General features: G+C 66.5%; 10 protein-coding genes. 4 read left to right on the top strand and 6 right to left on the bottom strand.

The window, feature by feature from the left end:
• Window positions 1-87: 87 nt before the first annotated feature.
• The 5 genes from ACIQ1T_RS16670 to ACIQ1T_RS16650 form a co-directional block, all read right to left on the bottom strand.
• Window positions 88-1410 (bottom strand): fibronectin type III domain-containing protein, encoded by a 1323-nt coding sequence (locus tag ACIQ1T_RS16670; RefSeq protein WP_395945678.1) that lies wholly within the window; start codon window positions 1408-1410, stop codon window positions 88-90.
• A 16-nt stretch (window positions 1411-1426) separates the two neighbouring features.
• The gene (locus ACIQ1T_RS16665; RefSeq protein ID WP_395945677.1) at window positions 1427-4576 is read right to left on the bottom strand and encodes a TonB-dependent receptor; all 3150 of its coding nucleotides are present in this window, start codon (window positions 4574-4576) and stop codon (window positions 1427-1429) included.
• Between the two features lie 96 nt (window positions 4577-4672).
• On the bottom strand, window positions 4673-5641 hold the full coding sequence (locus tag ACIQ1T_RS16660) for a FecR family protein (RefSeq protein ID WP_395945676.1): 969 nt from the start codon (window positions 5639-5641) through the stop codon (window positions 4673-4675).
• Window positions 5631-6164, bottom strand: a complete 534-nt coding sequence (locus tag ACIQ1T_RS16655; protein ID WP_395945675.1) for an RNA polymerase sigma factor — start codon at window positions 6162-6164, stop codon at window positions 5631-5633. The genes ACIQ1T_RS16660 and ACIQ1T_RS16655 overlap by 11 nt, the downstream gene beginning before the upstream one ends.
• Window positions 6165-6514: 350 nt before the next feature.
• A complete protein-coding gene (locus ACIQ1T_RS16650; RefSeq protein ID WP_395945674.1) occupies window positions 6515-7462 on the bottom strand; it encodes a LysR substrate-binding domain-containing protein in 948 nt (315 codons plus the stop codon).
• Window positions 7463-7647: 185 nt separating this feature from the next.
• On the opposite strand from ACIQ1T_RS16650, the gene ACIQ1T_RS16645 reads away from it, so the two are divergent.
• A complete protein-coding gene (locus tag ACIQ1T_RS16645) occupies window positions 7648-8832 on the top strand; it encodes an MFS transporter (RefSeq protein WP_395945673.1) in 1185 nt (394 codons plus the stop codon).
• On the opposite strand, the gene ACIQ1T_RS16640 is transcribed toward ACIQ1T_RS16645, so the two are convergent.
• Window positions 8810-9100, bottom strand: a complete 291-nt coding sequence (locus tag ACIQ1T_RS16640; protein WP_395945672.1) for a hypothetical protein — start codon at window positions 9098-9100, stop codon at window positions 8810-8812. The two genes, ACIQ1T_RS16645 and ACIQ1T_RS16640, sit on opposite strands and share 23 nt — an antisense overlap.
• 300 nt (window positions 9101-9400) lie before the next feature.
• Here ACIQ1T_RS16640 and ACIQ1T_RS16635 point away from each other — a divergent pair, with 300 nt between their 5' ends.
• Genes ACIQ1T_RS16635 through ACIQ1T_RS16625 form a run of 3 tightly spaced genes read left to right on the top strand, consistent with a single transcriptional unit; the run spans window position 9401 to window position 15087 of the window.
• A complete protein-coding gene (locus tag ACIQ1T_RS16635) occupies window positions 9401-10654 on the top strand; it encodes a TolC family protein (RefSeq protein WP_395945671.1) in 1254 nt (417 codons plus the stop codon).
• Entirely contained in the window at window positions 10654-11856 is a 1203-nt protein-coding gene (locus ACIQ1T_RS16630; protein ID WP_395945670.1) for an efflux RND transporter periplasmic adaptor subunit, read from the top strand. Before ACIQ1T_RS16635 ends, ACIQ1T_RS16630 begins: the two co-directional genes overlap by 1 nt.
• Window positions 11857-11865: 9 nt before the next feature.
• Window positions 11866-15087: an efflux RND transporter permease subunit gene (locus tag ACIQ1T_RS16625; protein ID WP_395945669.1), complete on the top strand. Its 3222-nt coding sequence runs from the start codon at window positions 11866-11868 to the stop codon at window positions 15085-15087.
• Window positions 15088-15102: the final 15 nt, after the last annotated feature.

Genomic DNA, 15102 nt, shown 5'->3' with positions numbered 1-15102 from the left:
GGCTGTCGTCGCTCGCCGTCGCCTGAAGCAAAATGCTCCAGACGACGGCAAGACCGTTTGGGAACCGGGGCTAAGCCTCAGTTCGACCTATTCAGCTCCGATCGGCAAGGCCTCTTGTCGCGACACGCCGTCCTCGCCCTTGGTCAGACGGAAGGCGTCGAGTTCGCGACCGGTGGCGGTGAAGGCGCGATAGATCACCGCCTCCGGCGACACGTCCAGAGTCTGGAAGGTCTGGGTCCGTTCGGCCGTGCGGTCGGCCCAGGTCAGTGCGGCCATCGGATACATCTTGGGACCAGCGACCGAGACCACATAGGTCGAGCCGTGATCCGAGACATGGCCCGGCCCCTTGTTGTCCATCGCGCCCGCGCCGATGGCGCCGCGTGCATAGCCGTGATCATGGGCCTGCAGCACCAGGTCGACGCCGTATTTGTCGATCAGCGGCTTCAAGGCGTCGCGAACCCGCGAATTGTCGCGATCAGGATCGATCGAGAACAGCGGGAAGTGTAGGAACATCACCGTCCAGCGATTGGGATTGTCGGCCAGCAGGCCGTCGAGCCAGCGCACCATCTCGTCCCGCATCGCCGCGTCGCCGTGGAACAGGGGGGCGTCGATCGAGATCAGCCGCATCCCCTGATAATCGACGGTCCAGGCCGTCTCCTTCAGCTTCTCCACGCCCTCCGGTCCGGTCTCCGGCAGGGTGAACTGGCGCCGCCACTGCGGGTTCAGCACCGGGCCGCGGCCGTATTCGTGATTGCCCGGCGTCGGCATCTGCGGCGTCTGCCCATAGAGGAAGCCGCCCGAGGCGAACCATTCGCCCCATTCGTTGTCGCTGTCGTGCCGGTTGATCAGGTCGCCGGCGTGGATGACGAAGGCGGCGTCCCCGGCCTTGCGAAAGCCCATTCTCAGCGTGCGCGAGGCCTCGCTGAGAATGTTGTTCTGCATGTCCCCCATATAGAGGAAGGTGAAGGGCTCGGCCGTTTCCGCCGCCGTGCGGAACTGCAGCCACTCCGACCAGGTCTGGCCCGCCCCCACCCGATAGACATAGGTGGTCGCCGGCTTCAGGTCGGTCATCACCGCCGAATGATAGGCGGCGCGGAACTGGTCCGCCTCGCGCACGGTCAGGACGGCGTCGTCGGTCACGGCGTCCAGGCGCGTCGCCGTGGCGATGAAATCCGGCCCGTCCAGCGCCTCGGCGTACTGCACCTGCCCGGTCTGGCCCGGCGCGGTGCGCCAGGTCACGGCCATCTGGTGCGCCGGATCGGCGGTCAGGTTCAGGATGATCCGTTCCGGCTGAACCGTCGCCGGCGGGATGGGCCGGTCCGAGGCCTGGACCGGCGCCGGCTCGGGACGTTGCTCGGCCTGGGCCAGCACCGGTCCGCCGCTTAGGGCCGCGAACGCGGCCCCGAGCATCAGCGTCTTCACGACCTTAGAAGACATAGTTGACCCCCAGCGAGATCGACCGGCCGTTCTTGATATAGGCGCGGCTGGAGCTGGTGCCGGACCCGGCCGTGTACCAGTAGGTGTGGTTGTCGAACAGGTTCTGCACCTGCAGCGAGGCGGTGGCCCCGCCCCACAGCTTGCGTCGCACGTTCAGGTCGACAAACTCATAGTCCTGCTCATACGGGTTGTTGCCGAAGTCCTGGATCCCCTCCAGGAATTCCGACTGGTAGCTGTAGGCCGCATAGGCTTCCCAGCCCGAATATTCCCAGAACAGCTGGACGTTGGCGATCGCTTCCGGCGTCTCCATCAGCGGCAGGGTGTAACCGGCGGGGTGCCAGGAGATGCCGGTCTCGGCCTCCGACTTCTGCAGCGTCAGGTTCACGCTGGCGCCCAGGCCCGACAGGGCGCCCGGTAACCAGTGGAAGACCTGTTGGGCGCTCATCTCGACGCCATAGACCTTCGCCCATTTGCCGTTGTTCGGCATCGAGATGGTCACGCCGTCCGGGCTGACGTTCACGCCCGCCGTCCCGTCGCGGATGTTGCTGGACGAGGAGCGGAACAGGAAGTTGCGGATGTCCTTGTAGAACAACCCCATCGAATAGGCGCCCGTATTGCCGTTGTAGCGTTCGATCGACAGGTCGTAGTTGACCGCCCGCATCGGCTTCAGGTCGGGGTTGCCCTGTTCGATGGCGATCAGCACCCAGTCCGAGGTCGGGTTCTCGACGCCGTCGCCGTCCGGATCGGCATCGTAGCCGTATTCACGCGATGACGACATCCGGGCGATATCTGGGCGGGCGAAACTGGTCCAGATCGCGGCCCGGACCTTGGTGCTGCGATCCAGCGCATAGTTCAGATGGATCGACGGCAGGACGTTGACGAAGTCGCTCTTGTCGTTGGCGTAGCCCTCGCCCTGCACCGGATCCAGCGCATAGGCGGCGATGTCGTTGCGGGTGCTCTCGACGCGGACGCCGCCGATGACCTGAGCGTTCCCGAACCGGGCCGTGCCCATCAGATAGGCGGCCAGGATGTCTTCCTTGAAGGTGAAACTGTCCTCGCCGCTCAGCTGCGCCTGCGACGGATCGGTGGCGAAGCCTTCGAAGAAGGCGCTGTTCCCCGCCATGGCGCGCTGCAGCTCGGCCAGCATGGCCTGGTTGTCGATCGTCACGCCCAGCCGATACAGGCCGGTGTATTCGCCGTCGAACAGGTCGGTGACCTCTTTCCCGTAGAAGGACGAGAAATCGGCCAGGGTGCCGTCGGCGTCCAGATCCAGGAACTCGCCATTATAGGTCGAGCGTTCGGACGAATAGAATTTCGCCCCCGCCTTGACCGACTCCAGCCAGGGCGAGGCCGGTCTCCACTCGACGTTGAACTGCCCCTGCCACAGGTCTTCCTGGGCGCCCCCGACCTCGCCGGACAGGCCGGCGTAGTCGTATTCGTTGGGATCCTGCACCGCCGCCATGCCGGCGTCGTTCAGCACCCATTTCGGGAAACGGCTGTCGCCGAAGTTGACGACATCGACGCCCTCGTTGCCCAGCCAGCCGTATTTGTCGCTGCGGAACTCCATCTCATAGCTGTCGTCGGTATTGTCCTCGGACTGGGCGTAGGACAGGTCGTAGTCGGCGGTGAAGTCGCCGAGCCGGCTGACGCCGCCCAGGTTCAGTTGAAGGACCGTACCAGTCTCGCGCGAGCCTTCCCAGAAGCGGCGCAGGCGGAAGCCCTGCGGGTCCCAGGTCCCCGAGGCGCCGTTCAGCGTATAATACGACCGGGCTGAACGATCGGCGTCAGTGATGATCCCGTCGCCGTCGCGGTCGACGATCTGCGCCGTCGTATAGGAGTAGATATTCCCCTTGGCGCCCGAGCCGATGATGGCGTCGTCGGGACTGGCCAGGCCGGTCTGGCTGGTGTCGACCTGGGTCAGGCGGGTCGAGTTCCGGGCCGTGTCGTTACGGAAGTTCAGGCGGTTGCCGAATTCGTCCTGGGTGTATTCGTTGTAGTTGCCGCGAAAGTGGAAGTCGTGGTCGGCGCCGCGATAATCCAGGCTGGCGTTCAGTCCCTTGCGCTCCACCTCGGTCTCGCCGAAGGCCAGATCCATGCCGCGCAGGACGAAGCTCTCGGTGTCCCAGCCCAGGCTCTCGCTGTCGTCGTACCAGACCGGGGGCTGATTATCGCCGTCGACGCCGTTCTGTTCGAACTGCGACTTGCGGCGCGACCAGCTGGCGGTGACGAAGACGCCCCAGTTGTCATTGAACTGACGCCCGAACGAGGCGGACAGCTCGCCCGACTTGCGGTCGTCGAACTTGTCCAGCATCCCGGCCGAGGCCGACAGAACGGCGTAGGTCGGATCGTGATCGAAGGCGGTCGGGGTCTTGATGTCGATCGAACCGCCCAGGGCGTCGCCGTCGCGATCCGGGGTCAGGCTCTTGATGACCGTGATGGAGTCGATGCCGTCGGGCGGCAGAAAGCTGAGGCGGACGCCGCGATAGAAGCTGTCGCCCGGCGAACCCGTGCCGCCGATGCGGACGCCGTTCATCGTATAGTTGTTCAGCTCGGTCGACAGGCCGCGGATGGTGATCCGGTCGCCCTCGCCCGTCGTGTGGTTGCGCACGGCGTTGACGCCCGGCAGACGCGACAAGGATTCCGCCACGTTGTTGGCGGGCAGATTGCCCATGTCGTCGGCGCTGACCACGTCCGAGATGAAGTCGGCGTCGCGCTTGGCGTCCAGCGAACGGCGCAGGCCGGCGGCGTAGCCGACGACGACCACGTCATCGACGACGACCGCGTCCTGGCTCGCGGTCGAGAGAGCCGCCGACGGGCGAACCAGAGTCAGAACGCCTCGAATATCTCTAACTTCGACGCCGGAGTTGGCGATCATGCGGCGTAAGGCCTCGCGCGGCGTCATCGACCCTGAAACTGGCCGGGAGTTCAGCCCGCGGGTGACGCTGGGATCGTGCACGATCTGCAGCCCGGTCTGCCGCGACAGAGCGCGGACGGCCTGATCCAGATCCTGGGCCGGAACATTGATGGCGACGCGGGCCTCGACCGCTGACGTGGCCTGCCAGGCCTGGGCCGGCGCTGCTGCAGACGCGAGAACGGCCACGGCCGCTGCGGCGAGCAGCCCGGTTTTACGATACGACATTGAAACATCCCCCGAGGCCGAAAATGACCGTCAAGGAGGAAGACGACGCTGTCGCCCAACCTGACAGCCGTCGCAAAAACTTGCTCTTATCGTCGCCTAACCTTCCGACATGACGTAGCGATCAGGGCCCTGACGCGTCAGCTTGTAGCCATGCAGGCGCGCGATCGCGGCCAGGGCGTTTTCAGGCTGGCCATAGGCGAAACGCCCGCTGACCAACGCCTGTCCCATGGCCCTGCTGGTCAGTTCGACCTTGACGCCGGTCGCACGATTCAGATCGTCGATCACGCTGAGCATGCTAGCTTCGTCCAATTCCAGCCACCCCTGCGTCCAGGCCGGCAGCGCCGTTTCGTCCTCAGCCCGGTCGAGCACGGCGTGCTGAACGGCGCCCTTGAGAACCCGCACCCTCTCACCGGCCTTGACGCGTGTGACCGATCCCTTTTTCGGGACCACCTCGACCACGCCTTCGAGCACGGCGACCTCGACCAGGGGACCGTCCGGCGTGTCATGCTGCTCGACGTTGAAGCGGGTGCCGACAGCGGTGACGCGGACATCGCCTGCATCGACGGTGAACGGACGGTTCTTGTCCGCCGCCACCTCGAAGAATCCTTCGCCCTTGAGATGCAGGGCCCGTGCGCGCCGGCGCAGATCGGCGCGAACCTCACTGGTCCCGTTCAGGCGAACGGTTGACCCGTCGCCGAGGGTGATCGCCTCGACGCGGCCCTGCTCGCCCCTAATCCGTTCTCCCCGAGGCATGGAGTCGACAAGGACCAGGCACGCCAGACTCGCCGCGACAAGGCCCGAGGCGGTGACCCAAGGAAAGAGCGGAGCGCGCCTGGCCGGGCGCCCGGCTTCACCTTGTCTCGACACGCGCTTGGCGGCCAACAGCATGGCGGGATCGGCAAGCAGTCGCTCGTGGCGCTCAAGCAGGGCCTGACGATCCGGCCGACCGGACAGCCAGGCCTCCAACGCCGCCTGCTGTGAAGGCGCCAACCCTCCTGCTAGACGCGCATCAGCCCACAGGGCCGCCGCGCGGTCATCCGTCCGATGGCTCCGTTCAGTCGACATGGCGGTCCTCAACGGCTTGCCGCAGCATCAGCGCGGCGCGGCTGTAGTGTTTCTGGACCGCCTCGGTCGACAACTTCAGGTCTCGTGCAATGACGTCATAGGCCTGTTCCTCGACCCTTCGCCGGATGAAAACCTCCCGACGAAGCCTGGGCATCGCCTCCAGCGCCGCCTGGAAGAGGTGAAGACGTTCAGTCATGTCCAGCGCCTCCAGGGGCGTCGCCGCCGCATCGATCGGCGTATCTCCGCTGTCCAGATCATCCAACGAGACCGGCGGGCGTGTCGCGCGGCTCTTGTCAATCAGGATGTTCCTAGCCGCCCGCATCGCATAGGAAAGAGGGTCCGCGATCAGCGAGACCCGCGCACGCGTGAGCACCCTGGTCATCGCTTCCTGAACGACGTCTTCCGCATCGACAGCAGAGCGCAGGCGGCGTCGCACATAGGCGAGGAGCGTGCGGTTATGCGCGACGAGCGCGCGCCCAACCTCCTGCTCATGACTGACCACGCGCGTCTTCCCCGAAAACAAGGCCTCCCTCTAGAAGCCTTGCGTAACGAGAACCCCGAAGTTTCGTGTCAGTTTGCCGAAGGGCGATCCTGAGAACTCGTATGGCGGGCGAGTATGGTTAGGCTCCGCCCTAAAAGTGATGACTGCCGCCTAATCGCAAAGCCCTTTCTCTCGCCCGACCAGGTAGGCTGCAACGCGCCACAAGCGGCCATTGGCGTCACGCCCGGAATCCGACACTCTGCGAAACTGAGGCCAAAGGGTGAAGCTTACTCGATCGCGACCTTCAGATTGGGCTTGGTCGCGATCAGGACCAAGCAGCCTGACGACGACCTGGGTGGACACCAGAAAGTCCCAACGTCTTGCATCAGGGATCACCGCAGCCTTGTCCGGTTTTCCGCACGGATGTGATCAATGAAGGCCCGAAGCTTCCCCGGCATCTGGCGATTGCTGGGATAGTAGATGTGGAACACCCCACGATCGACGCTGAACGTCTCGAGTACGGGGCTCAGCGCCCCGCCCGCGAGTTCGGCCTCCACGAACTGCCGAAACACATAGGCGATGCCGACACCGTTGCGCGCCGCCGTCGCGGCCAGCCGCATCTCGTCGACAACCAACTGGCCAGCGACATCGACGACGGCCGGCTTGCCGCCGACCTTGAAGGTCCAGTCCAGAAAGCGGCCCTGCACCGCCAGACGCTGTCGAATGCAGTTATGCGCCAGCAGGGCCTGCGGGTCCGCTGGCGCACCGTATCGGGCCAGATAGTCGGGAGACGCCACGGCGATCTGTTGCTGCGCCAGTCCCAGGCGGGTGGCGATCATGTCCCGTTGCACCGCGTGGCCAAGACGGATTCCGGCATCGAAGCCTCCGTCGATGATGTCGGCGAGGCGATTGTCGACCGAAATCTCGAGATTGATCTCCGGATGGTCGGACAGAAACCCCTGCAGATGCGGCTCGATCAGAGTGGCGTAGGCCACATAGGGACAGTTGAGCCTCAGAAGGCCGGCGGGCCTGTCCGTATCGCTCGTCGCGGATTCGACCGCGAGCCTGATCTGCTCCAGGGCCGGCTTGAGATTGGTCAGAAGTTTGGCTCCGGCCTCGGTGAGCGCCGTGCTGCGGGTATTGCGATTGAACAATCGCACGCCGAGTTGTTCTTCCAGCCCTTTGATCGATTTCGAGACCGCCGTCGGACTGATTTTCAGATCTTCTGCGGCGCGTGCGAAATTCAAATGCGCAGCAACGCACCGAAACGTCAGCAGGCCGGGCAGCTGTGTCTGCAGCTCCCGCATTGTGAGATCGCTCAGCATGCTCGACCGGGCCATCGCGCACTCCGCAAACCAAGAGTCATTACGAACCAGAGGTTCAGACTGTAAGGCGATCTGCACCCATTATGGTCCGGCCGGCAAGCCCCCACCTTCTCGCCGGACTGGGAGGTGTCTCCCTTCGAAACCGGGAGCTTGCAATGACGGATCAGTTTGATGACAGAGGGCGGGATCAAACACCCGGCATGCCCTGGCCGGGGCTCCTCGCGCTGGCGATGGCAGGCTTCATCTGCATCCTGACAGAGGCCCTGCCCGCCGGTCTTCTCCTGGAGATCGGCGCCAGTCTGTCGGTGTCGGAATCGCTCGTGGGCCAGCTCGTCACCGTCTACGCGGCCGGGGCGGTCCTGGCCGCAATCCCCCTGACTGCGGCGACCCAGCATCTGCCGCGCCGTCAGGTCCTTCTGGCCTCCATCGCCGTTTTCGCCGTCGCCAATACGGTCACCGCCCTGTCGAGCGCCTACGGATTGACCCTCGCCTTCCGTTTTTTCGCGGGCGTCGCGGCGGGCCTCCTGTGGTCGTTGCTCGCCGGTTATGCGGCGCGGATGGTCCCGGAAGCCATGAGGGGGCGCGCCATCGCGGTGGCCATGGTCGGCACGCCCCTGGCCCTGTCGCTCGGCATTCCGGCCGGGACCTTCGTCGGTGGAGCCATCGGCTGGCGCGCCTGTTTTGGCGTCATGAGCGTGCTGACCCTGATCCTCATCATCTGGGTGCTCGCCAAGATTCCGGCTTTCCCGGGTCAAGCGACGGACAAGCGCCTGTCGCTCATCCAGGTGGCGAAGATTCCGGGCGTCCGGGCAGTGTTGTTCGTCGTGGCCGCCTTCGTTCTCGCTCACAACATCCTCTACACCTACATCGCCCCGTTCCTCGTCGATGTCGGGTTGGGCGAGCGGATCGATCTTGTCCTGCTCGTTTTCGGCGTCGCCGCCCTGGCCGGGATCTGGGTGACCGGCGTTCTGATCGATCATCTTCTGCGCGAACTGACCCTCGTCAGCACTGTCCTGTTCGGCCTCGCGGCGGCCGCCCTGGTCTTCTGGAGCGATAGCGAGGCGGTCGTCTACATCTCCATCGGCGTCTGGGGCCTGGCCTTCGGCGGCGCCGCGACGCTCTTCCAGACGGCGATCGCCAAGACATCCGGCGATGCAGCCGACCTGGCGCAGTCGATGCTGGTCACCGCCTGGAACGCCTCGATCGCCGGCGGCGGCGTCATCGGAGGGCTCCTGCTGGACGCCTTTGGCGTCCGCGCCTTCGCTCCGGCCCTGATCGCCCTGCTCATTCCAACCCTCCTCGTTGTCTGGGCGGCTCGCCGATACGGCTTTGCGCCAGCATCCAAAGCTCATCGGTCCTCAATCAGCCGGACAGGCGCCGCATGACTGAACCCTTCATCCTGATCGCACGCTTCACCGCCAGCCCCGCAGCTTCGAGCGCCTTGGCGACGCTGTGACGGGCCTCATCGCCCAGACACGCAAAAAGGAAGAGGTAGGCGTGCGAACCTTGTAACACATTGCCGAGTTTGCCGATCGCACGTAACCAACGCCGCATGACCTGGTCGATGGCGACATGGGCGAAAATGCTGGCGGCGATGACATTGGTCTTCGCCGGCTTCTTTCTAACGCCTGCCGTGGACGCCGCCGCCTGCACGCCAGAGGCGCCCGCCGCCCATGCAACGGCGGATCATCGGCCACAGGACGGCGACCATGGCGACAGCGGCGACACTCACGGCCTGTGTTCGCATGGCCATTGTCACCATGCGGGCTCGCCCAGGCCCGAAAGCCATATCGTCATCGCGCTCGAGTTCGGCCGTCCGCCGCTCGAAGGCCGCCGTCATGATGATTTCCGAACCTCGATCACGCCCGACGGACTGAAGCGACCGCCCAAGGTCTGAACGGAGACCCGCGCCCGCGTGCGCACTCGTCCCGTTCGAAACCTTGGATATGAATCATGCTCGCCTCATCACGCCGGCGACCGCGTCTCGCGGTCGGCTGTGCGCTCGCCGCGATCGCGGCGATCCTGGCCAGTCCTGTTTGGGCTGAGCCGGCCCCCACCTATGCCGCTCTCCTCTCGCAGCTCGGCCAGACCCCGGCCTCGCTCGAGGCCGACGCCCGCGTCGACGCCGCCGAAGGGCGCGTTCGCCAGGCGCGCGTCCGTCCCAACCCCGTCGCCTCGCTGGAGGCGGAAAACGCCTTCGGCGGCCAGCCCTTCGGCGGCTACGCCAATGCGGAAACGAGTCTGGCTGTTTCCCAGAATCTCGAGCTGTGGGGACGCCGCCGCGCCCGCGTCGCCGTCGCCACGGCCGAGGCGAAGACCTCCGTGGTCGAACGCGACCTCGCCGTTATTGATACGGCCGGACGTCTCGCTCTCATCTATGCCGAGGCAGAGGCCGCCGAGCGGCGGGCGAGTCTCGCGAGCGAAGCCCTGACCCTCGCCGTCGCCGACGCACGGGCCGCATTGGCCCTCGTTGAGGAAGGACGCGAACCGGTCTTGCGGGGCATTCAGGCCGAGAGCGAGGCGTCCTCGGCCCGGGCGACACTGGACGAGGCCGTCGCCGAACGTGATGCGGCGTTCGCGCGGCTGACGGCGGTCGCCCTCCTGCCCGCGCCGGTTACGACGATCGCAGACAGTTTGCTGGATCAGGCCCCTGCATCGATCATCACAGCCACGGATAGGGTCCCGACCGTGCGCGTGGCCGAGGCCGGTCTGGCGGCGGCGGAACGGCGCATCGACGTGGAACGGATCAACGCTCGTCCCGACGTCACGGCCAGTATCGGACTTCGCCGCTTCGAGGCGGAGGACGCGACGGCCCTGACCTTCGGCGTCAGCCTGCCCTTGCCGCTGTTCGATCGAAACCGCGGCAATATCGACGCGGCCCGGGCCGAATACCGCGCGGCCGACGCCCGATTGGCCCAGGCCAGACAGGATGCGAGGGCCGACCGGGCCGCCGCCAACGCACGCCTCGGCGCATCGACCAGTCGTGTTTCGGCTGCAGACGCCGGAGTGATGGCGGCTGAGGAGGCCTATCGCCTGTCCCGGATCGGCTTCGACGCCGGCCGCATCTCGCAACTGGAGCTGCGCACCAGCCGCGCCGCCCTGATCAACGCCCGCAACGCCGCCGTGGACGCCCGCCTTGCGCGGGTCCGCGCGGAAATCGACCTCGCGCGCCTGGAAGGCCGCGCCCCGTTCGAAGGACATCTCTGATGCGTGAATCCAGGTCCACCAAGACGCTGCTGTTCGTCGGCGTCGCCGCCCTTGTGATGATCGGCGCGGGCGGGCTCTATGTCGCCAAGGGTCAGCTTAGCCCGCCGACGGAAACGACCGCGACGGCGAAAGCCGAAGGAGAGCACGCAAAAGAGGGCGGTCATGCGGACTCTGAAGCCGCTGCGGCCGCAGAAGGCGTCGTGCTGCTGACGCCCGAGCAACTGCGAGCGACGGGAATCCAAGTGGCGGCCGTCTCGCGAGGCGGGGGTGGGGAAACCCGTCTGTCAGGTCGGGTCGAGACCATGATCGATGGGCGGGCCTCCGTAGGCGCGACGGTCGGCGGCCGTGTCGAGCGGATTTTGGTGACGCCGGGACAGACCGTGCGGGCGGGCCAAGCTCTGGTCAACCTGGTGAGCGGGGACGCGGCGGCCCTGCGCGCCGACGCCGACGCGGCCGAGGCCGCCTATGTGGCCGCGGAACAGGCCCACGGTCGCGACGAGGAGTTGGCGAACCAGGGCGTCGTCGCGCGGCGCGAGGCCGAGGTCTCGCACGCTCAGGCCCTGAGCGCCCAGGCGTCGGCCCGCGCCGCCAGGGCACGGGTGTCCGCCGCCGGCGCTCCCGATGGTGCGGGTCGCCTGAGCGTCGTCAGCCCGATCTCCGGCGTGGTGACCAGCGTGCAGGTCGGACCGGGCGGCTTCGTGCCCCAAGGCGGGGTGGTCGCCGAAGTGACCAATCCGTCGAGGATCGAACTGGTGTTCAACGCGCCGCCGCAACTGGCCGCCGAAGCCCACGCGGGCGCCCGGATGCGGGTGGCCGGGCCGAACGGGGAGTTCGACGCGATCATCACCGGCGTCGCCGCCGACGCCGGTCAGCAGAACAGCGGCGCTGCGGTCATCCGCGCGCGGCCGGAAAGCGCGAGGCTGCCGCCGGCCGGTTCGCTCGTGAGCGGATCGCTCGTCACGGGGGACGGCGACCAGGGGCTCTCCGTGCCCAGCGAGGCGGTCCAGACCGTCGACGGCAAGACGGTCGTCTTTGTTCAGATCGAGGGCGGATTCCGCGCTGCCCAGGTCCTGCCAGGCCGTCAGGCCGGGGGGCGCATCGAGATCGTCAACGGCCTGAACGGATCCGAACGGATCGCCGCAGCCAACGCCTTCCTGCTCAAGGCCGAAATGGCCAAGGGCGAAGCCGAGCACGGTCACTAGGGGGCGATCATGTTCAAACTCATCATCGAGGCGTCGGTCCGCTTCCGCTGGTTCATCGTCCTGGCCACGGCGCTGGTGGCGTCCGTCGGCCTGTTCGAACTGACCAGACTGCCCATCGACGCCGTGCCGGACATCACCAACCGGCAGGTCCAGATCAACACCGTCGCCCCGGCCCTGGCGCCGGAGCAGATGGAGCGCCAGGTCACCTATCCGCTGGAAACCGCGATGGCGGGTATTCCCGGCCTGCAGTCGACCCGCTCGCTGAGCCGCAACGGATTCAGCCAGGTCACGGTCATCTTCACCGATCCGACAGACATCTATTTCGCGCGCCAGCAGGTGGCCGAACGGATGGCCCAGGCGCGGAAAAACCTGCCTGACGGCGTGGAGCCGGGCCTAGCCCCGATCACGACAGGTCTGGGCGAGGTGCTGATGTGGACGGTGGATTTCAAACCGTTCAACAGCGCCAATATCGTCACGGCGGGCCAGCCCGGTTGGCAGCCGGGCGGCGCCTATCTGACGCCCGAAGGCGAGCTGCTGACCACGCCCCAGGCGCGCGCCACCTATCTGCGCACCGTCCAGGACTGGATCATCGCCCCGCGCATGCGCACGGCCAATGGGCTCGCCGGCGTCGACGTCAACGGCGGCTATGTGAAGGAATACGCCGTGCGCCCCGACGCGGCGAAACTGGCCGGCTACGGCCTCAGCCTGAACGACCTGATCGTCGCTCTGGAGCGGGCCAACACCCAGGCCGGCGCCGGCTATGTCCAGCGGGCGGGCGAGGCCCTGACAGTGCGCACAGAAGCCCTGGCCCAAACCCTTCCGGATCTGGCCCAGGCCCCTGTGAGAAACCGCAACGGCCTGGTCGTGCGGGTGGCGGATGTGGCCACGGTCGAGATCGGTCAGGCCCCGCGTCTGGGCGGCGCCAGCCGCGACGGCCATGAGGCGGTCGTCGGCACGGCCCTGATGCTGGCCGGCGGCAACAGCCGCACCGTGGCTCAGGCTGCGGCTGCTCGCCTTGAAGAGGTCTCCGCCAGTCTGCCGCCCAGCGTGGTCGCCGAGCCGGTGCTGAACCGCAGCGCCCTGGTCAACAAGACCATCGCCACTGTGGCTCGCAACCTGATCGAAGGCGCCCTGCTGGTGATCGTGATCCTGTTCCTGCTGCTGGGGAATATCCGGGCCGCGACCATCACCGCCCTGATGATTCCGATCAGCTTTCTGTTCGCCATCATCGGCATGAACCGGTTCGGCATCAGCGGAAACCTGATGAGCCTGGGGGCGCTGGATTTCGGCCTGCTGGTCGACGGCGCCGTGGTCGTGGTCGAGAACACGCTTCTGATGCTGAGTCAGCGTCGCGCCGATCTGGGCCGGATGCTGACCCGTCGCGAACGTCTCGAGGTTGCGGGTGCGGCGGCGCGGCAGATGGTCAAGCCGGCCGCCTTCGGTCAGTTGATCATCCTGCTGGTCTTCACCCCGTTGCTGATGCTGGAAGGCGTCGAGGGCAAGACCTTCATTCCCATGGGGGCGACAGTGATGCTGGCCCTGGTCGGCGCTTTCATCTTCTCCTTCACCTTCGTGCCGGCGATGACCGCCCTGATCGTGCGCGATCCGAAGACGGTTCACGTCAATAAGAAGGGCGAGGCCGAAGAGCACGAGACCCTCCTCCTGCGCTTTGCGCGCCAATGGATCGAACCGGCGATCTGCGCCGCTGTGGCGCGCCCGAAGATCGTCCTGATCTCGGCGCTCGGCGCCCTGGCCGTGGGCGTGGCCGGTGTCACCACCCTGGGCCGCGAGTTCATTCCGACCCTGGACGAGGGCGACATCGCCATGCAGGCGCTGCGCGTGCCCTCCGCCTCGCTGGAGCAATCCCTGGCGATGCAGATGGCGCTGGAGCGGGCCATCAAGGCGCAGCCCGAGGTGAAGACGATGTTTTCACGAACGGGGACGGCGGAGGCGGCGGTCGACCCGATGCCGCCCAACATCTCCGATGCGGTGATCGTGCTGAAGGACCGCAAGGACTGGCCCGACCCCAAGCTGTCGAAACAAGACCTTTTGGAGCGGCTCGAGCAGGTCTCGTCCAAGCAGATCGGCAACAGTTTCGAGTTCAGCCAACCGATCGAACTGCGCTTCAACGAGTTGATCTCGGGCGTTCGCACCGATCTCGCCGTCATGGTCTATGGCGACGACTTCGGTCAGTTGCAGGCGACGGCAGACCAGGTCGCCGAGGTCCTGCGCCGGACGCAAGGCGCCGCCGATGTGCGTGTGGAACAGGCCACAGGCCTGCCGACCCTGACAGTCCGCGTCGACCGGTTTGCGGCGGCCAACTACGGCCTGTCGGCGGCCGATGTCTCCGAAGCCGTTTCGGCCGCCATCGGCGGTCAGGCAGCCGGGCAGATCTTCGAGGGTGACCGGCGTTACGATGTGGTCGTTCGCCTGCCCGACGCCGCTCGCAATGATCCGGCGGCCTTGGCGGCCCTGCCGATCACCACGGCGGCCGGCATGACCGTGCCCCTGTCGTCTGTCGCTCGGATCCAGGTAGCGGAAGGCCAGAACCAGATCAGCCGCAACGACGGCAGCCGCCGCATGGTGGTCCAGGCCAATGTGCGGGGCCGCGATTTGGGCGGCTTCGTCGCCGACGCCCAGGCCAGGGTTGTGGAGCAGGTCAAGCTGCCGACCGGCTACTCCCTGACCTGGGGGGGCCAGTTCGAGAACCTGAGACGGGCGGAGCAGCGACTGGGGTTGGTTATCCCGGTCGTCTTCGTCCTGATCGGGATCCTGCTGTTCGTGGCTCTGGGTTCATTCGCCGAGGCCGGCCTGGTCTTCGCCTGCGTGCCGCTGGCCCTGGTGGGCGGGGTGCTGGCCCTGCTGTTGCGGGGCATGCCCTTTTCGGTCTCGGCGGCGGTCGGCTTCATCGCCGTCTCCGGCGTAGCGACCTTGAACGGTCTGGTGCTGATGCAGGCGATCCGCGACCGGCTCCAGGCCGGGTACGGGCCGGTGCGGGCGGCGATCGAGGGAGCATCCAGCCGTCTTCGCGCCGTCCTGACCACGGCCCTGGTGGCCATTGTCGGCTTCATTCCCATGGCCTTGGCGCATGGGGCCGGGGCCGAGGTTCAGAAGCCTCTGGCCACCGTAGTCATCGGCGGTCTGCTGACGGCCACGGCCCTGACCCTCCTGGTCCTGCCGGCGCTCGCCGTCCGAGCGGTAAAACGGCGCGCACGCGAGGAGGAGATTTGAGCGGATCGCTGCGGC

This window comes from Brevundimonas sp., assembly GCF_044336875.1.
In the GTDB taxonomy this organism is placed as follows: Bacteria; Pseudomonadota; Alphaproteobacteria; order Caulobacterales; family Caulobacteraceae; genus Brevundimonas.
Note: the sequence above shows the minus strand (reverse complement) of the source record. Positions and strands in the feature narration are given on the sequence as shown.